This is a genomic window from Pseudocitrobacter faecalis (assembly GCF_965231525.1).
Taxonomy (GTDB): domain Bacteria; phylum Pseudomonadota; class Gammaproteobacteria; order Enterobacterales; family Enterobacteriaceae; genus Pseudocitrobacter; species Pseudocitrobacter faecalis.
This window is the reverse complement of sequence record NZ_CBDDNJ010000002.1, coordinates 4,441,231-4,458,053: the sequence shown is the minus strand read 5'-3', so window position 1 is coordinate 4,458,053 and position 16,823 is coordinate 4,441,231. Positions and strand designations below refer to the sequence as shown.

At 52.0% G+C, this 16,823-nt stretch carries 15 protein-coding genes; 10 read left to right on the top strand and 5 right to left on the bottom strand.

The genetic code is table 11. The features are described from left to right. Nucleotides 1-167 precede the first annotated feature (167 nt). The 6 genes from glmS to phoU all read left to right on the top strand — a co-directional run bounded on the left by glmS (nucleotide 168) and on the right by phoU (nucleotide 6,873). Nucleotides 168-1,997 (top strand): glutamine--fructose-6-phosphate transaminase (isomerizing), encoded by a 1,830-nt coding sequence (glmS, locus tag ACOXYR_RS21515; RefSeq protein ID WP_108476247.1) that lies wholly within the window; start codon nucleotides 168-170, stop codon nucleotides 1,995-1,997. A 299-nt stretch (nucleotides 1,998-2,296) separates the two neighbouring features. Then, the gene (gene pstS, locus ACOXYR_RS21510) at nucleotides 2,297-3,337 is read left to right on the top strand and encodes a phosphate ABC transporter substrate-binding protein PstS (protein ID WP_108476248.1); all 1,041 of its coding nucleotides are present in this window, start codon (nucleotides 2,297-2,299) and stop codon (nucleotides 3,335-3,337) included. A 127-nt stretch (nucleotides 3,338-3,464) separates the two neighbouring features. Further along, nucleotides 3,465-4,424 carry a phosphate ABC transporter permease PstC gene (pstC, locus tag ACOXYR_RS21505; RefSeq protein ID WP_108476249.1) on the top strand — a complete coding sequence of 320 codons (960 nt, stop codon included), beginning with the start codon at nucleotides 3,465-3,467 and terminating at the stop codon, nucleotides 4,422-4,424. Continuing rightward, the gene (gene pstA / locus ACOXYR_RS21500; protein ID WP_108476250.1) at nucleotides 4,424-5,314 is read left to right on the top strand and encodes a phosphate ABC transporter permease PstA; all 891 of its coding nucleotides are present in this window, start codon (nucleotides 4,424-4,426) and stop codon (nucleotides 5,312-5,314) included. The genes pstC and pstA overlap by 1 nt, the downstream gene beginning before the upstream one ends. Before the next feature lie 46 nt (nucleotides 5,315-5,360). Then, nucleotides 5,361-6,134: a phosphate ABC transporter ATP-binding protein PstB gene (gene pstB, locus ACOXYR_RS21495; protein ID WP_015966605.1), complete on the top strand. Its 774-nt coding sequence runs from the start codon at nucleotides 5,361-5,363 to the stop codon at nucleotides 6,132-6,134. Nucleotides 6,135-6,147: 13 nt separating this feature from the next. Further along, on the top strand, nucleotides 6,148-6,873 hold the full coding sequence (gene phoU, locus ACOXYR_RS21490; RefSeq protein WP_421356481.1) for a phosphate signaling complex protein PhoU: 726 nt from the start codon (nucleotides 6,148-6,150) through the stop codon (nucleotides 6,871-6,873). A gap of 61 nt (nucleotides 6,874-6,934) precedes the next feature. On the opposite strand, the gene yieH is transcribed toward phoU, so the two are convergent. Beyond that, nucleotides 6,935-7,600: a 6-phosphogluconate phosphatase gene (gene yieH / locus ACOXYR_RS21485; RefSeq protein WP_113859114.1), complete on the bottom strand. Its 666-nt coding sequence runs from the start codon at nucleotides 7,598-7,600 to the stop codon at nucleotides 6,935-6,937. 168 nt (nucleotides 7,601-7,768) lie between these two features. Between yieH and adeP the strand changes: the two genes are divergently transcribed. Continuing rightward, nucleotides 7,769-9,106, top strand: coding sequence for an adenine permease AdeP (adeP, locus tag ACOXYR_RS21480; protein WP_108476253.1), 1,338 nt, complete (start codon nucleotides 7,769-7,771; stop codon nucleotides 9,104-9,106). A 92-nt stretch (nucleotides 9,107-9,198) separates the two neighbouring features. Here the strand turns inward: adeP and ACOXYR_RS21475 are convergent, their stop codons facing one another. From ACOXYR_RS21475 to ACOXYR_RS21460, 4 genes are all read right to left on the bottom strand, one after another. Further along, nucleotides 9,199-9,765 carry an NADPH-dependent FMN reductase gene (locus ACOXYR_RS21475; protein ID WP_108476254.1) on the bottom strand — a complete coding sequence of 189 codons (567 nt, stop codon included), beginning with the start codon at nucleotides 9,763-9,765 and terminating at the stop codon, nucleotides 9,199-9,201. Between the two features lie 38 nt (nucleotides 9,766-9,803). Further along, on the bottom strand, nucleotides 9,804-10,553 hold the full coding sequence (locus ACOXYR_RS21470) for a 4'-phosphopantetheinyl transferase family protein (protein WP_108476255.1): 750 nt from the start codon (nucleotides 10,551-10,553) through the stop codon (nucleotides 9,804-9,806). Nucleotides 10,554-10,723: 170 nt separating this feature from the next. Continuing rightward, complete coding sequence (yidZ, locus tag ACOXYR_RS21465; protein WP_407731810.1) at nucleotides 10,724-11,683, bottom strand: HTH-type transcriptional regulator YidZ; 960 nt, start codon at nucleotides 11,681-11,683, stop codon at nucleotides 10,724-10,726. Further along, the gene (locus tag ACOXYR_RS21460) at nucleotides 11,652-12,836 is read right to left on the bottom strand and encodes an MFS transporter (protein WP_421356484.1); all 1,185 of its coding nucleotides are present in this window, start codon (nucleotides 12,834-12,836) and stop codon (nucleotides 11,652-11,654) included. Before ACOXYR_RS21460 ends, yidZ begins: the two co-directional genes overlap by 32 nt. 1,377 nt (nucleotides 12,837-14,213) lie before the next feature. Between ACOXYR_RS21460 and ACOXYR_RS21455 the strand changes: the two genes are divergently transcribed. The 3 genes from ACOXYR_RS21455 (at nucleotide 14,214) to ACOXYR_RS21445 (ending at nucleotide 16,811) form a co-directional block, all read left to right on the top strand. Next, on the top strand, nucleotides 14,214-15,197 hold the full coding sequence (locus ACOXYR_RS21455) for an AAA family ATPase (protein WP_421356482.1): 984 nt from the start codon (nucleotides 14,214-14,216) through the stop codon (nucleotides 15,195-15,197). A 21-nt stretch (nucleotides 15,198-15,218) separates the two neighbouring features. Next, nucleotides 15,219-15,641, top strand: coding sequence for a hypothetical protein (locus tag ACOXYR_RS21450; protein ID WP_421356483.1), 423 nt, complete (start codon nucleotides 15,219-15,221; stop codon nucleotides 15,639-15,641). A 49-nt stretch (nucleotides 15,642-15,690) separates the two neighbouring features. Then, a protein-coding gene (locus ACOXYR_RS21445) for an IS3-like element ISSen4 family transposase (RefSeq protein ID WP_096147877.1) occupies nucleotides 15,691-16,811 on the top strand; the annotation gives its coding sequence in 2 pieces (ribosomal slippage) (nucleotides 15,691-15,949 and nucleotides 15,949-16,811; 1,122 coding nt in all). Nucleotides 16,812-16,823: the final 12 nt, after the last annotated feature.

Sequence of the window (16,823 nt, the reverse complement as noted above, 5' to 3'; positions counted from 1 at the left end):
CGCCATCAGGCAGACAGGAGATGAGGGGATAAAATAATCCTCCGCTCAAATTGCTGTATCTATAAAAATAACCCCACTCTCTACAAAGGCTCGGGGCGCCCGAAAATACGGGCATACAGGTTGACCGACAACGACTGGCATATCGCCAAAATCGGAATTAAAAAACTATGTGTGGAATTGTAGGCGCAGTCGCGCAACGTGATGTAGCTGAGATCCTTCTCGAAGGTTTACGTCGTCTGGAATACCGTGGTTATGACTCCGCGGGTCTGGCGGTCGTTGATGAAAAGGGCAATATGACCCGTCTGCGTCGTCTGGGTAAAGTCCAGATGCTCTCTCAGGCGGCGGAAGAACACCCGCTTCACGGCGGCACCGGTATTGCTCACACCCGTTGGGCAACGCACGGCGAACCCTCAGAAACCAACGCGCATCCGCATGTTTCTGAACACATTGTGGTGGTGCATAACGGCATCATCGAAAACCACGAACCGCTGCGCGAAATGTTGCAGGGCCGTGGCTATACCTTCGTGTCCGAAACGGATACCGAAGTGATCGCCCACCTGGTGCACTGGGAAATGGAACAGGGCGGCACACTGCGTGAAGCTGTGCTGCGCGCGATCCCACAACTGCGTGGCGCGTATGGCACCGTCATTATGGATACCCGCAATCCGGAAACCCTGCTGGCCGCGCGTTCGGGTAGCCCGCTGGTTATCGGCCTTGGCATGGGTGAAAACTTTATCGCCTCTGACCAGCTGGCGCTGCTGCCGGTTACTCGTCGCTTTATCTTCCTCGAAGAGGGCGATATCGCGGAAGTGACCCGCCGCGCGGTAACCGTGTTTGATAAATCTGGCGCAGAAGTAAAACGTCAGGATATTGAATCCAATCTCCAGTATGACGCAGGCGATAAAGGTATTTACCGCCACTACATGCAGAAAGAGATTTACGAGCAGCCGAACGCCATCAAAAACACTCTGACCGGTCGTATCAGCCATGGCCAGGTGGATTTAAGCGAACTGGGCCCGAACGCCGACGAACTGCTGTCGAAAGTCGAGCATATCCAGATCATCGCCTGCGGGACGTCCTACAACTCCGGTATGGTTTCTCGCTACTGGTTTGAATCGCTGGCGGGCGTACCGTGTGACGTGGAAATCGCCTCTGAATTCCGCTATCGCAAATCCGCGGTGCGTCGTAACAGCCTGATGATCACCCTGTCTCAGTCTGGCGAAACGGCAGATACCCTCGCGGGCCTGCGTCTGTCGAAAGAGCTGGGTTACCTCGGTTCTCTGGCAATCTGTAACGTACCGGGCTCTTCGCTGGTACGTGAATCCGATCTGTCGATGATGACCAATGCGGGGACTGAAATCGGTGTAGCGTCCACCAAAGCGTTCACGACGCAGTTGACCGTTCTGCTGATGCTGGTGGCAAAACTGGCAAACCTGAAAGGTCTGGATGCCTCTATCGAGCACGACATCGTTCATGGCCTGCAGGCGCTGCCGAGCCGTATCGAGCAGATGCTGTCGCAGGATAAACGCATTGAAGCGCTGGCAGAAGATTTCTCTGACAAGCATCACGCATTGTTCCTCGGTCGTGGCGATCAGTATCCGATCGCGCTGGAAGGCGCGCTGAAGCTGAAAGAGATCTCCTACATTCACGCAGAAGCTTACGCTGCAGGCGAGCTGAAACACGGCCCGCTGGCGCTGATTGACGCGGATATGCCGGTTATCGTGGTTGCACCGAACAACGAACTGCTGGAAAAACTGAAATCCAACATTGAAGAAGTTCGCGCGCGCGGCGGCCAGCTGTATGTCTTCGCCGACCAGGATGCCGCCTTCACCAACAGCGACAATATGCACATCATCGAGATGCCGCACGTTGAAGAGGTGATTGCGCCAATCTTCTACACCGTGCCGCTGCAGTTGCTGGCGTACCACGTCGCGCTGATCAAAGGCACCGACGTTGACCAGCCGCGTAACCTGGCGAAATCGGTCACTGTAGAGTAATCGCACCAGACTCCACCTTCGGGTGGAGTTTTTTTTACGCCAATCCCCGCCTGAGATTTATGACAATCTGTCATTTTCAGCTATGGTTTCTGATGTCATAAAAAGAAAATATTGCTGAAATCAGAAATTCGCAACTACGAATAAGTTATTGAAACTTACGGTTTTTATATCCATATTATCGATAAGCACCTCCTTGTCATAAAACTGTCATATTCCATACATATAACTGTCACCTGTTTGTCCTATTTTGCTCATCGTAGCCATTAAACAATGCTTTATGAATCCTTCCAGGAGACATTATGAAAGTTATGCGTACCACCGTCGCCACTGTTGTCGCCGCGACCTTATCGATGAGTGCTTTCTCTGTATTCGCAGCAGCAAGCCTGACAGGCGCTGGTGCAACATTCCCGGCACCGGTGTATGCCAAATGGGCTGACACCTACCAGAAAGAGACCGGTAATAAGGTGAACTACCAGGGCATCGGTTCTTCTGGCGGCGTAAAACAAATTACCGCTAACACCGTGGATTTCGGCGCATCGGATGCTCCGCTGTCTGACGAAAAACTGGCGCAGGAAGGCCTGTTCCAGTTCCCGACCGTTATCGGCGGTGTGGTTCTGGCTGTAAACATTCCGGGTCTGAAATCTGGCGAACTGGTGCTGGACGGTAAAACCCTGGGTGACATCTACCTGGGTAAAATCAAGAAGTGGGATGACGAAGCCATCACCAAACTGAACCCGGGCGTGAAACTGCCATCGCAGAATATCGCTGTGGTACGCCGTGCGGATGGTTCCGGTACTTCCTTCGTCTTCACCAGTTACCTGGCGAAAGTGAACGAAGAGTGGAAATCCAAAGTGGGTGCAGGCTCTACCGTAAACTGGCCGACTGGCCTCGGCGGTAAAGGCAACGACGGAATTGCAGCGTTTGTGCAGCGTCTGCCGGGGGCGATTGGTTATGTTGAATACGCTTACGCGAAACAGAATAACCTGGCCTACACCAAAATTGTTTCCGCTGACGGTAAACCGGTAAGCCCGACCGAAGAGAGTTTCTCTAACGCTGCCAAAGGCGTCGACTGGAGCAAATCCTTCGCGCAGGATCTGACGAACCAGAAAGGTGACGATGTGTGGCCGATTACCTCCACCACCTTCATCCTGGTGCACAAAGAGCAGAAAAAACCTGAGCAGGGCGTCGAAGTGCTGAAGTTCTTCGACTGGGCTTACAAAAACGGCGCGAAACAGGCTAACGACCTGGATTACGCTTCACTGCCGGATAGCGTTGTTGAGCAGGTTCGTGCCGCATGGAAGACCAGCGTGAAAGACAGCAGCGGTAAAGCGCTGTACTAACGGGAAATATTGACGAAAATGGCGGGTGGCGCTGCGCTTACCCGCCCTACGGTTCACACTGTAGGCCCGATAAGCGTTTACGCTATCGGGCAACTTCGTAAAACGCGTTTAACGGAAAGAGTGATTTATGGCTGCAACCAAGCCTGCTTTTAACCCACCGGGTAAAAAGGGTGACATGATCTTCAGCGCGCTGGTAAAACTGGCAGCGCTGATTGTGCTATTGATGTTGGGCGGCATTATCGTGTCCCTGATCATCTCCTCCTGGCCGAGCATCGAAAAATTCGGCTTCTCATTCCTGTGGACCAAAGAGTGGGATGCGCCGAACGATATTTACGGTGCGCTGGTTCCCATTTACGGAACCCTTGTAACCTCCATTATCGCGCTGCTGATCGCCGTTCCGGTGAGTTTCGGCATCGCCCTGTTCCTGACGGAACTGGCCCCCAACTGGCTGCGTCGCCCGTTAGGTATCGCCATTGAACTGCTGGCGGCTATCCCGAGTATCGTTTACGGCATGTGGGGCCTGTTTATCTTCGCCCCGCTGTTCGCGACGTACTTCCAGGAGCCGGTTGGCAACGTTCTCTCCAACATCCCGTTTGTGGGTGCACTGTTCTCCGGCCCGGCCTTTGGTATCGGGATTCTGGCGGCAGGCGTGATCCTCGCCATCATGATCATCCCGTACATCGCGGCAGTCATGCGCGATGTGTTCGAACAAACGCCGGTAATGATGAAAGAATCCGCTTACGGCATCGGCTGCACCACCTGGGAAGTTATCTGGCGCATTGTGCTTCCGTTCACCAAAAATGGCGTCATCGGCGGCATCATGCTGGGCCTTGGCCGCGCGCTGGGTGAAACCATGGCGGTGACCTTTATCATCGGTAACACTTACCAGCTCGACAGCGCCTCGCTGTATATGCCGGGCAACAGTATCACCTCGGCGCTGGCAAACGAATTCGCGGAAGCGGAATCCGGGCTGCATGTTGCGGCGCTGATGGAACTGGGTCTGATCCTGTTTGTGATTACCTTTATCGTGCTGGCGGCGTCTAAATTCATGGTGATGCGTCTGGCGAAAAACGAGGGGGCGCGTTAATGGCTACGCTCGATATGCAAAACACCGCGGCCCTGGCGGAATCTCGCCGCAAAATGCAGGCGCGTCGCCGCCTGAAGAACCGCATCGCACTCACGCTTTCCATGGCGACGATGGCGTTCGGTCTGTTCTGGTTGGTGTGGATCCTGATGTCCACCATTACTCGCGGTATCGACGGAATGTCGCTGGCGCTGTTCACCGAAATGACACCGCCGCCAAACACGGCGGGTGGTGGTCTGGCGAACGCCCTGGCAGGCAGTGGTTTGCTGATCCTGTGGGCGACGGTATTTGGTACGCCGCTCGGCATCATGGCGGGGATTTATCTCGCGGAATATGGCCGTAAATCGTGGCTCGCAGAAGTGATTCGTTTTATTAACGATATCCTGCTTTCCGCACCGTCGATTGTCGTGGGTCTGTTCGTCTATACCATCGTGGTGGCGCAAATGCAGCATTTCTCCGGCTGGGCCGGGGTGATTGCGCTGGCGCTGTTGCAGGTGCCAATCGTTATTCGTACCACCGAAAACATGCTCAAACTGGTGCCCGATAGCCTGCGCGAAGCGGCTTACGCGCTGGGTACGCCGAAATGGAAGATGATCTCGGCGATTACGCTGAAGGCGTCCGTTTCGGGGATCATGACCGGTATCCTGCTGGCGATTGCTCGTATCGCGGGCGAAACCGCACCGCTGCTGTTTACCGCGCTCTCGAATCAGTTCTGGAGCACCGACATGATGCAGCCGATCGCCAACCTTCCGGTCACCATATTTAAATTTGCGATGAGCCCGTTTGCCGAGTGGCAGCAACTGGCCTGGGCCGGGGTACTGATTATTACCCTGTGCGTACTGCTACTGAATATTCTGGCGCGCGTGATTTTCGCGAAGAAGAAACACGGTTAATTTTTGCGGCGTGGCGGATGCCGCGTCGGATGAGGAAAAGAGTGAGATGAGTATGGTCAATACTGCCCCGGGTAAAATTCAGGTTCGTGATTTGAACTTCTACTACGGTAAATTCCATGCCCTGAAGAACATTAACCTGGATATCGCCAAAAACCAGGTAACGGCATTTATCGGGCCGTCCGGCTGCGGGAAATCCACGCTGCTGCGTACCTTCAACAAAATGTTCGCGCTCTACCCTGAGCAGCGTGCGGAAGGGGAAATTCTGCTCGATGGTGACAACATCCTGACCAATACCCAGGATATCGCGCTGTTGCGTGCGAAAGTGGGCATGGTGTTTCAGAAACCGACGCCGTTCCCGATGTCAATTTATGACAACATCGCCTTTGGTGTGCGTCTGTTTGAAAAGCTCTCGCGCACCGACATGGACGAGCGCGTGCAGTGGGCGTTGACCAAGGCCGCATTATGGAACGAAACCAAAGATAAACTGCATCAGAGCGGGTACTCTCTCTCCGGTGGTCAGCAGCAGCGTCTGTGCATCGCGCGCGGCATCGCGATTCGCCCGGAAGTGCTGTTGCTTGATGAACCGTGCTCCGCGCTTGACCCCATCTCCACCGGGCGTATTGAAGAGCTGATCACCGAACTGAAACAGGATTACACCGTCGTTATCGTGACCCACAACATGCAGCAGGCTGCGCGTTGCTCGGATCACACGGCGTTTATGTACCTGGGCGAGCTGATTGAGTTCAGCGACACGGATGCACTGTTCACCCGCCCGGCGAAGAAACAGACTGAAGATTACATTACTGGCCGCTACGGTTGATTTGGAGTTAACCATGGACAACCTCAATCTTAATAAACACATTTCCGGCCAGTTCAACGCTGAACTGGAAAGTATCCGCACCCAGGTGATGACCATGGGCGGCATGGTCGAGCAGCAGCTCTCCGACGCGATTACCGCGATGCACAATCAGGACAGCGATCTGGCCAAACGCGTAGTGGAAGGCGACAAACAGGTCAATATGATGGAAGTCGCTATCGATGAAGCGTGCGTGCGCATTATCGCCAAACGCCAGCCGACGGCGAGCGACCTGCGCCTGGTGATGGCGATTATCAAAACTATCGCCGAGCTGGAGCGTATAGGTGACGTTGCGGATAAAATCTGCCGCACGGCGCTGGAGAAGTTCTCTTCTCAGCACCAGCCGCTGCTGGTGAGCCTGGAATCGCTGGGCCGCCACACGGTACAGATGCTGCATGACGTGCTGGATGCCTTCGCACGTATGGATCTCGACGAAGCGGTGCGTATCTACCGCGAAGATAAGAAAGTCGATCAGGAATATGAAGGCATCGTGCGTCAACTGATGACGTATATGATGGAAGATCCGCGCACTATCCCGAGCGTATTAACGGCGCTGTTCTGCGCGCGCTCTATCGAGCGTATCGGTGACCGCTGCCAGAATATCTGCGAATACATCTTCTACTTCGTGAAAGGGCAGGATTTCCGTCACGTGGGCGGCAATGAACTGGATAAGCTGCTGGCAGGGAAGGATCCGAAAGAGTAACCAGCAAAGCGCGCGATCGGTTCCCTCTCCCTGAGGGAGAGGGTTAGGGTGAGGGGAAACATCACCTCACGATATCCCACCCGCGCGCCTTCCACAGCGCTGGCAACTGTGCCAGATCGGTAAAGGTCGTGACTTTCGGGTGGTTAATCGGCTTGTTATGCGGGTCGGCGCAGAAGTAGAACACCTCCATTCCCGCATCAATTCCCGACTGCGCGCCAGCGGAAGAGTCGTCCACCAGAATGCAGTTCTCCACGTTGACGTTCATCGCCTTCGCCGCGTGGAACATCAGCGCCGGGTCTGGCTTCCAGCGCTGGATGTCGTAGCCGCTGAACAGTTTTTCCGGGAAATGGTGCAACATCTGAAGTTTGCCCAATGAGTGCTGCATTTTGCTGACCGGCCCGTTAGAAACCACGCACATCGGCACTTTCATGGCATTCAGCAGCGTATCTGCCCCGGCGATTATCTCAAGTTCCGAGTCGAACAGGCGTGCGACCTCTGCGCGATAAACCGGTTCCAGATCTGCGCGGGCGAGATTCACCCCGTGCTCTGCGTTAATGATGTCGATGATCTCGTAGAGTTTCACGCCTTTAAAACGTTTAAAGATCTCTTCGAGATCAAGCGTAATGCCAAACACTTTGAACATATGGACATACGCGCGAGAACAAATCACTTCGCTGTCGACCAGCGTGCCGTCACAGTCGAAAAATACTGCTTCAATCCCGGACATATCATTCCCTTAATAACAAGTTTAACGTTTTCGTACTGCTGAATTGAGAGACGCAATCGTTGCCGTATAAGCAAAACAGATGAAAAAAAGTATCTCGCAACCGCGCCTATTGTCGCATTTTGGTATAGGATAGCGACGAATTTTCCTTCCTTTCTGCGGAAATAGATGATGAGCCAACAACAAACTACCCCGGCTTCCGGTCAGGGTATGCTGGAACGCGTGTTCAAATTGCGCGAACACGGCACAACGGCACGTACTGAAGTGATTGCCGGTTTCACCACTTTCCTGACGATGGTCTACATCGTTTTTGTAAACCCACAAATTCTCGGCGTGGCGGGCATGGACACCAGCGCGGTGTTTGTCACCACCTGCCTGATTGCTGCGCTGGGCAGCATCCTGATGGGCGTTTTCGCGAACCTGCCGGTGGCGCTGGCACCTGCGATGGGCCTCAACGCCTTCTTCGCCTTTGTCGTGGTACAGGCAATGGGCCTGCCGTGGCAGGTGGGCATGGGCGCAATCTTCTGGGGCGCAATCGGCCTGCTGTTGCTGACTATCTTCCGCGTGCGTTACTGGATGATTGCCAATATCCCGGTTAGCCTGCGCGTGGGTATCACCAGCGGTATCGGTCTGTTCATCGGTATGATGGGCCTGAAAAACGCGGGCGTCATCGTAGCGAACTCCGAAACGCTGGTGGCGATTGGCAACCTGACCTCTCACAGCGTACTGCTGGGTGTGCTGGGCTTCTTCATTATCGCCATCCTGGCATCGCGCAACATTCATGCTGCCGTACTGGTCTCCATCGTCGTAACCACGCTGCTGGGCTGGATGCTGGGCGACGTGCATTACAACGGTATCGTTTCTGCGCCGCCGAGCGTCATGACGGTTGTCGGTCACGTTGACCTGGCGGGTTCGTTTAACCTGGGCCTGGCGGGCGTGATTTTCTCCTTCATGCTGGTGAACCTGTTCGACTCCTCCGGTACGCTGATTGGCGTGACCGATAAAGCAGGGCTGACCGACGAAAAAGGCAAATTCCCGCGCATGAAACAAGCGCTGTATGTGGACAGCATCTCGTCCGTCGCCGGTTCCTTTATTGGCACCTCGTCCGTCACCGCGTATATCGAATCCTCTTCCGGTGTTTCCGTCGGTGGCCGTACCGGCCTGACGGCGGTCGTTGTGGGTCTGCTGTTCCTGCTGGTTATCTTCTTGTCTCCGCTGGCCGGAATGGTACCGGGCTATGCGGCTGCAGGTGCGCTGATTTACGTTGGCGTGCTGATGACCTCAAGCCTGGCGCGCGTGAAGTGGGAAGACCTGACCGAATCTGTACCGGCGTTCATCACCGCCGTGATGATGCCGTTCAGCTTCTCCATTACCGAAGGTATTGCGCTGGGCTTTATTTCCTACTGCGTGATGAAAATCGGTACCGGCCGTTTCCGCGATCTCAGCCCGTGCGTGATTATCGTTGCGCTGCTGTTCGTGCTGAAGATTGTGTTTATTGACGGGCATTAATGCCCTCACCCTAACCCTCTCCCTCTGGGAGAGGGGATGGTGTGGTGTTCTCCCTCTCCCAGTGGGAGAGGGCCGGGGTGAGGGGAAATGTTCTACGCCTTAACCCGCAAAATATACTCGCCAAATGCGGTCAACTGACCGGTCAGATGATCCAGCGTGCCTTGCTCAATCACTTCACCCAACTGTGGGTCGACTTTGTTCTGAATCACGCCGCCCATAAACTCCGGCTTGTTCATCACCATTGCATCAAGGAAGACCAGAATCTGACGCAGGTGATACTGGCAGCGTGCGCCGCCAATCGCGCCCATAGAGCTGGTCTGAATCAGCACTGGCTTACCGGCCAGCGGCTGTTCTGGCAGGCGTGACAGCCAGTCGATAGCATTTTTCAGCCCACCCGGCACGGAGTAGTTATATTCCGGCGTCACAATCACCACGCCATCCGCCTGACGAATCTGCTCCGCCAGCGCTAATACGCTTTGCGGAAAACCCTCTTCCTGCTGAACATCGGCGTCATACAGCGGGATATCGCCAATCGACGGCAGCGGAGCAACATCCATACCCGCGGGCGCAATTTTCGGCAGGGTGCGCGCAACCATACCGTTAAATGAACCTTTGCGCAGGCTTCCCAGTAACGTAACAACTTTCAACGCTTCGGACATGATTACTCCTGTTTATCTACTGGCCAACGACGGCCAGGCTAATTGAGTATAAGAGCCTTATCAGCCGACAGGCTGGTGAATCGCATCAGACGAGCGTCTTCGGCATTCGCGCGCGTTTGTGCGTCAGGCAGGCTCTGCCAGCCGTGCTTACCGTCATATTGCCAGATTTTGAGCTTCTCAATGGCGGGCGTCGCGGCGAGTGACCAGACCAGCACATCTTCCGCATCGCTCAGCGCTTCCAGCTGTGCCAGACGGGCCGATCGTAAACGTCCCGAACCCGGTAACAACTGGAGCAGTTCAGGCTTATCGTGATGAATTTCACCGGTGAGTTTAAGAATGCTATGGCGGAGAGTCAGCAACTGAACCTGTGCTTCATTGGCGTCATTTTGATTTTTAATCCACAGCTTCTCATTGCTGGTGAAGCCGTCACTTTCTGGATTCTGTGCCCGGGAAAGTGAGTAGGCAGAACGCTGTAGTTCAATATCGAGCCCGCATTTTCCTTCGGTGGTCAGCGCGACGCCGACAATATTTCCGGTGTAGGCCAGCGAAAAATCGGGAAGGTTGGGGTCACGAAAAACCGGCCTGCCATCAGGCTGATTGATGATTTCTGGCAATTCGCTAATGCCGTAGAGCATGAACACCAGCTCCGCGAGCAGGGCGCGTGATGCCAGAAAGCGTGTTCGTCGATGTGATGGTAACTCGCGGGCCGCATTATGGCAGGCTGTCGACAGCCTGACCGAGAGCATATGCCCGTCGTTCAGTATCCCTCTTGCAAAATGTATCGCCATTTTTCGCTCCGTGATTAATGGTCCGTTAATAAATTCCACCCTTATATTATCGGTGAAACGTATACGTTTTAATGCGGAAGCGCAGACATTGAAAGGGTCAGGAGAGGACTTTTACAATTTCTTAGTCGTAACAGTTAAATATGTCGCAAAAATGACATAAACAAGCAGGATCATTTAATATCCTGATATAACGATTTTATGGTCTCCTTTAGCCAGACGAGCTTCGGATTGTGGCTATTACGCTTGTGCCACAGAAGCGTAAAAGGCACCCTCATCTTCTCGCGCAGGCTCACCTCAAAGGGCAGTGGACGGGCAACCAGCGGTAGATGATGCTGCTGGTTATAGTGCTGACAGTAAAGCGGTGCGGTAGCGATCAGCGAATGATCCGGTTGGGCGGCCATAAAGAGCGATTGTTCGAATCCCGGCAGGCTTAGGGCGATAGTGCGTTCGCGCCCCAGCTCCTGTAACACGTTATCCAGCGCCCAGGTGTCACTCTGTTCCCAGCAGATGCTGATGTGCGGATAACGCAGGAAAGTCTCCAGGTTCCACTCTTCGCGCAGCGCCGGATGATCCTCGCGCAGCCAGACCCATGGAAGATCGGTAAACAGCACCTCAAAGTCGATCGACAGCGGCAGGGCGCTAAGCAGTTCTCGTGAGCGCGGGTGGGTTTCGCGGCCGGTAAATCCGATATCGACCTCGCCACGCGTGATGGCATCCAGCGAGTCGTAATCCCAGTTACGCACTTTTATCGACGCCTGCGGGTAGCGCTGATAAATCTGCTGCGACAGCGAATTAAATTTCAGCATCATCAGCGGCGACTCGGCCGCCAGCTCAAATTTCAGCCCGCCCGGCGTCTCATTATGCGGCTTATCAAGAATTTGCTTCCCCATCTGCATCCAGTCCGCCAGATCCTGCTCAATGCTTACCATCAGTGGCGTCGGCGTCAGCCCTAGTGGCGTATTGATAAACAGCGGGTCGTCAAACCAGGTGCGCAGCTTCGCCAAAGACTTACTGACCGCCGATGGCGTCACACTCATCCGCTTCGCTGCTTTGGTTACGCTACGCTCCTGCGCCAGCAGTTGCAGGCATAACAGCAGGTTAAGATCGAGGCTGGTGATGGATTTCTTCATGGCGATGCGCGGTCCTGTTGGGCGTGACGGCGAGAATCAGCAATAGACTCAATATGCTACAGGCAATCAGAATCCCGATCAGCATATTCAGCGCATTGAGGCCGAGCACCGCCGCCAGCCAAATCCACAGCGAAGATCCACAGACCTGAGCAATGCCCAGTACCGAACTGGCGACGCCCGCGCGCAGGGCGAACGGGCCGAGTGCCTGGCTCATTGCCACGCCAAACCCGACCGAGAACCCTGCGCAAATCAGCGTAATGCCAAACAGCGTAACAGCATGGGTTGACGCAAGAATGAGCACCACGCCTGCCGCCAGAAACAGACACTGCGAGGTCATCATCAGCGTGCGCGGCTTAAAGAGACTCAACGCAAACGGCGTCGAGAACGAGACGGCCATGCTTACGCCCGCCGTTAATGCCATGGTGGTGGCATACTCACCGCGCGCAAAGCCCATCATCTCCATCAACAGCACCGGTGACGTATTCACAAAGGTGAGGATCACCGAGACGCTAAGCGTAGTGATGGCCAGGCGGCTGAGGAAGAATCGGTCGAGCAGCGATTCGGGTGAGGGCGCAGAGTGTGTGGTGGCATTGTGTTGTTTATCGGGCCGCGTCTCTTTCAGCACCAGCAGTGAGAGCAGGAACACCACTACGCCCATGGTCAACATGGTCCAGAACAGGCTCTGCCATGGATAGCTGAGCATGATCAGATGTCCCACCACGGGCGCCAGTACGGGCACAATGCAGGTGATACCGTTCAGCAACGACAGCACTTTGGCACGCCGCTGTTCATCCAGCGTATCGCGCAGAATCGCGAAGGCTACAACATAGCAGTTCCCCGCTCCAAACCCTTGTATAAAACGGCCAATCAGAAACAACGAACTCTCCTGCGCCAGCGCGCATAGCGCAGAGGCCAGAATAAACGTCACCGCGCCAAACAGTGCTACAGGCCGGCGCCCTGAGCGATCGGCGGCGCGTCCGGCAAACAGCATCGCGGTCGCCATACCGGCCAGATAAACTGAGAAGGCAATATGCAGCTGCGCCTCGCTGGCGTTGAGATCGACGGCAATACGCGGTAAACCCACCAGATACATATCGATACCAGCAGGATAAAGCAAAACAAGGGCGAAACTACACAGGAGATAGCGGGCCATAGCGTCCTCACAATAAGCGTGGCGCTCAGGATACGGGGAGGGCGAATGGCTGGCGAGTTGCCATTTGGACAAGTGTGATTTCCTGTGAGGAAATCACACTTCAGGGGCAGTGATACCAAACGCCCGGTGGCGCTGCGCTTATCCGGCCTACGGGGTTTCCCCGTAGGCTGGATAAGGCATTTACGCCGCCATCCGGCGATGGGCACCAAAGCCTGCCGAAAACAATACAGAAGCTGGAAAATCGAGCTAACGCGTTAATCCATCAGCGATACCTTTCTTTAAACATGGCTATAGGCACATCCAAGGAACAAAAGCTAAATAGCTGATGGAACCACGCTTAAAACCATCACATTATGAGGATTTAGAGGAATTCAGCTTTTATTGCAGATGTTCCTGCAATGGCAATAGTTTTTGCCAATGAATCGTGGCTCCTGAATTACTGTGTGGACGATTTTATGCAGTCACCTACCCGGGCAGGGATATACCCACACGTATAATGACCTGTCCTCCGGTATCGGTTCGGTAGTGCTGGTTTCTCCTCCTGGTAAGTGAATTTCTGACATCTGTTTGAGTGTCAGCCTGTTTGTTGCAGTGGATTTGCAGGCAGTAGCTGGGTTGAAGCTGATCTGCGCGCTGGCGTCACTTTCAGCAGGAAGTACGGACGCAAAGCCTTTGGCAATGCCGTCCGACTTCTCTACAGCGTTCTGTCTGTCGCTACGCTTGCAACAGGGTAGCGATAAAGGATGTGGTCACCTGTATCGAGACAGGAGGTCAGTTTCAGACCACGCTTCGTTCCCTGGTTGACCGGGGGCTGACCGCCAAAGGCGCTTCTTACAGGTCGCAGTTCGTCTTAGAACAGGAAGCTTTTAGGGGTACTGCTATGAGTTGGGGATAGGGTAAATCTGGGGGAGGGGGAAAGCTGCGGGAAATTGTTTGTGGGATTTGAAAGTTTTTTTATCAGTTAAATCAATAGGTAATGGTTTCGTGGCCAGGCAGTATGACTCAAGCTTGAAGTAAATATGTTATCACTAAGGACTATATTTCATGGGGGGAAATACGGAGGGAGAGGTATAACCTTATTGTTAAGTATCAGTGATACATTCCGTGGATTTTTGTGTAATACCAATGGGTTTTATTTGATGGAAAAGAAACATTCAATAACGGTTTTTTCCTTTGTATGCGAGTCTTGGGGGATGCTATATGAAACTATTAATGTTATTGGGGGATAAGTATTGATTATATTTTGTATATAAACGATATATTGTGATTTGATTTTTGATTAAATAATTTATATTAAATTTTGATGAAATCCTTATGTAAATGGTGTATAATATGAAAACTTTTTATAATGGGTGTGTCGAAATTGTGAGATAAAAAATGGCTAGTGCAAATCAGCTTAAGTTGCTAATAAAAAGTCATCTTAATAAAGATGATAGAAAATTTCTGACTACTGTATTACAGATTGCTGCGCACGAAGCTAAAATTGGACATACTAACTTTGCTGATGAATTAAGATCATTAGTTGAAAAAGCAAAGCTTTCTGATATTGATGAAAATAATTATCCTAAAATATTTTCGTCAAGTACAGCTGTAATGACACACACCTCGACGGAACTTTTTACTGTTAGTCATCCGACCGTTTCGCTTAGAGATATAATTCTTTCAGAATCAATTAGAAATAAAATAATTAGATTTTTAGATGAAAATAAAAATTCAATAAAAATTAGACAGCACGGTTTAATTCCAAGGAGACATGTAATGCTTTTTGGACCTCCGGGAACAGGAAAGACAATGACTGCTTCTGTTATTGCACATGAGCTATCATTCCCTCTTTTCACTGTAAGAATGGATTCATTAATAACAAAATTTATGGGAGAAACCTCTGCTAAGCTAAGAAGTATATTTGATTATATCTCACAACATAGAGGCGTCTACCTTTTTGATGAGTTTGACACAATCGGATCTAAAAGGAGTATGATCAATGACGTAGGTGAGATAAGACGCGTTCTTAATACTTTTTTACAGCTTTTAGATGAGCATCGAACAGATAGTTTAATTATTACCGCGACGAATCATAAAGAGATTCTTGATAGTGCTCTTTATAGAAGATTTGATGATGTTATTGAATATCAACTCCCTGTAGAACATAGTTTAGAAGAGCTGATTAGGAATAAGTTTATTTCCTATGAGTTAAAACTAACCTCACTTAATGAGGTAGTTAAATCAGCGGAAGGTCTTAGCTATGCTGAGATTTCAAAAGCGTGTGATGATTCTATAAAACATGCAATTATTCACAATAAAAAGGTTGTATCGCAGGAATCATTAATGCATATGCTTGTGGAAAGAAAATCATTCCATTAATTATCCTACACATGGTGCCTTATGAAGGAACATATAAAGCTTTCGTTAAAACAGAAACTGTATGATTTTTCTCCTGTATTGCCGGTCCCTCGCAAGAAGATAAAGCCAGTTAATCGGAATGCACATTTTGCAAAAATACGAGAAGAGCTAGGTAATGCGCTAATAAAAGCAAACAATTCTCTATTGAATATACCCCAAACTCCATCATTTGAACCACCTAAAAACATAGTATTAACATTTAAAGAAAATAAAGATATTGATGAACGACTTGTGATCAAAAGTTTGGATTCACATGGTATGACGCTATTATCTGTAAATAAAATAGATGATAGATATATTGCAAATGTCTCTGTACCTCAGAATAGAATAGAGAAATTAAAAGAACTAGTAGAAGATTATGGAAATAAAACCCAAGGAAAATATGACCTGCTCCCCGTTGATTAGTACACCCCGATGTTAGTAATGTCTTCATAAGCCACATGAGGACATCCCCATGAAGAAGCGTTTTTCCGATGAACAGATCATCAGTATTCTCCGCGAAGCCGAAGCTGGGGTACCCGCCCGTGAACTCTGCCGCAAGCATGCCATTTCCGATGCCACGTTTTACATCTGGCGTAAGAAGTATGGCGGTATGGAGGTGCCTGAAGTTAAGCGCCTGAAGTCGCTTGAGGAAGAGAACGCCAGACTCAAGAAGCTGCTTGCCGAAGCCATGCTGGATAAAGAGGCGCTTCAGGTGGCTCTTGGGCGAAAGTACTGACGACAGACCAGAAGCGGGAAGCCGTGATGTTGATGTGTGATGCGACCGGTCTGTCGCAACGTCGTGCCTGCAGGCTTACAGGTTTATCCCTGTCGACCTGCCGCTATGAGGCTCACCGTCCGGCTGCTGATGCGCATTTATCAGGGCGCATCACTGAGCTGGCACTGGAGCGCAGGCGTTTTGGCTACCGTCGTATTTGGCAGTTGCTGCGCCGTGAAGGGCTTCATGTTAATCATAAGCGCGTGTACCGGCTTTATCACCTCAGTGGCCTGGGCGTAAAACGCAGAAGACGTCGTAAAGGGCTGGCAACAGAACGTCTGCCGCTGCTCCGTCCGGCGGCGCCCAATCTGACCTGGTCGATGGATTTCGTCATGGACGCACTTTCCACCGGTCGCAGGATCAAGTGTCTTACCTGCGTCGATGATTTCACAAAGGAATGCCTGACGGTCACTGTTGCCTTTGGGATTTCAGGCGTTCAGGTCACGCGTATTCTGGACAGCATTGCACTGTTTCGAGGCTATCCGGCGACGATAAGAACTGACCAGGGGCCGGAGTTCACTTGCCGTGCACTGGATCAATGGGCCTTTGAGCATGGTGTTGAGTTGCGCTTAATCCAGCCGGGCAAGCCAACGCAGAACGGATTTATTGAGAGCTTTAACGGACGATTTCGCGATGAATGTTTGAATGAGCACTGGTTCAGCGATATCGTTCATGCCAGGAAAATTATTAATGACTGGCGGCAGGATTATAACGAATGCCGCCCGCACTCCACGCTGAATTATCAGACACCGTCTGAATTTGCAGCGGGCTGGAGAAAGGGTCATTCTGAGAATGAAGATTCCGACGTTACTAACTGAGTGTTGTATCTA

Excerpts from the sequence above, each read along its gene's own strand:
- pstS (WP_108476248.1), top strand. The coding sequence starts at position 2,297 with ATGAAAGTTATGCGTACCACCGTCGCCACTGTTGTCGCCGCGACCTTA.
- pstA (WP_108476250.1), top strand. The coding sequence starts at position 4,424 with ATGGCTACGCTCGATATGCAAAACACCGCGGCCCTGGCGGAATCTCGC.
- ACOXYR_RS21460 (WP_421356484.1), bottom strand. The coding sequence starts at position 12,836 with ATGGCCCGCTATCTCCTGTGTAGTTTCGCCCTTGTTTTGCTTTATCCT.
- glmS (WP_108476247.1), top strand. The coding sequence starts at position 168 with ATGTGTGGAATTGTAGGCGCAGTCGCGCAACGTGATGTAGCTGAGATC.
- phoU (WP_421356481.1), top strand. The coding sequence starts at position 6,148 with ATGGACAACCTCAATCTTAATAAACACATTTCCGGCCAGTTCAACGCT.
- ACOXYR_RS21475 (WP_108476254.1), bottom strand. The coding sequence starts at position 9,765 with ATGTCCGAAGCGTTGAAAGTTGTTACGTTACTGGGAAGCCTGCGCAAA.
- ACOXYR_RS21455 (WP_421356482.1), top strand. The coding sequence starts at position 14,214 with ATGGCTAGTGCAAATCAGCTTAAGTTGCTAATAAAAAGTCATCTTAAT.
- ACOXYR_RS21450 (WP_421356483.1), top strand. The coding sequence starts at position 15,219 with ATGAAGGAACATATAAAGCTTTCGTTAAAACAGAAACTGTATGATTTT.
- adeP (WP_108476253.1), top strand. The coding sequence starts at position 7,769 with ATGAGCCAACAACAAACTACCCCGGCTTCCGGTCAGGGTATGCTGGAA.
- ACOXYR_RS21470 (WP_108476255.1), bottom strand. The coding sequence starts at position 10,553 with ATGGCGATACATTTTGCAAGAGGGATACTGAACGACGGGCATATGCTC.
- yieH (WP_113859114.1), bottom strand. The coding sequence starts at position 7,600 with ATGTCCGGGATTGAAGCAGTATTTTTCGACTGTGACGGCACGCTGGTC.
- pstC (WP_108476249.1), top strand. The coding sequence starts at position 3,465 with ATGGCTGCAACCAAGCCTGCTTTTAACCCACCGGGTAAAAAGGGTGAC.
- yidZ (WP_407731810.1), bottom strand. The coding sequence starts at position 11,683 with ATGAAGAAATCCATCACCAGCCTCGATCTTAACCTGCTGTTATGCCTG.
- pstB (WP_015966605.1), top strand. The coding sequence starts at position 5,361 with ATGAGTATGGTCAATACTGCCCCGGGTAAAATTCAGGTTCGTGATTTG.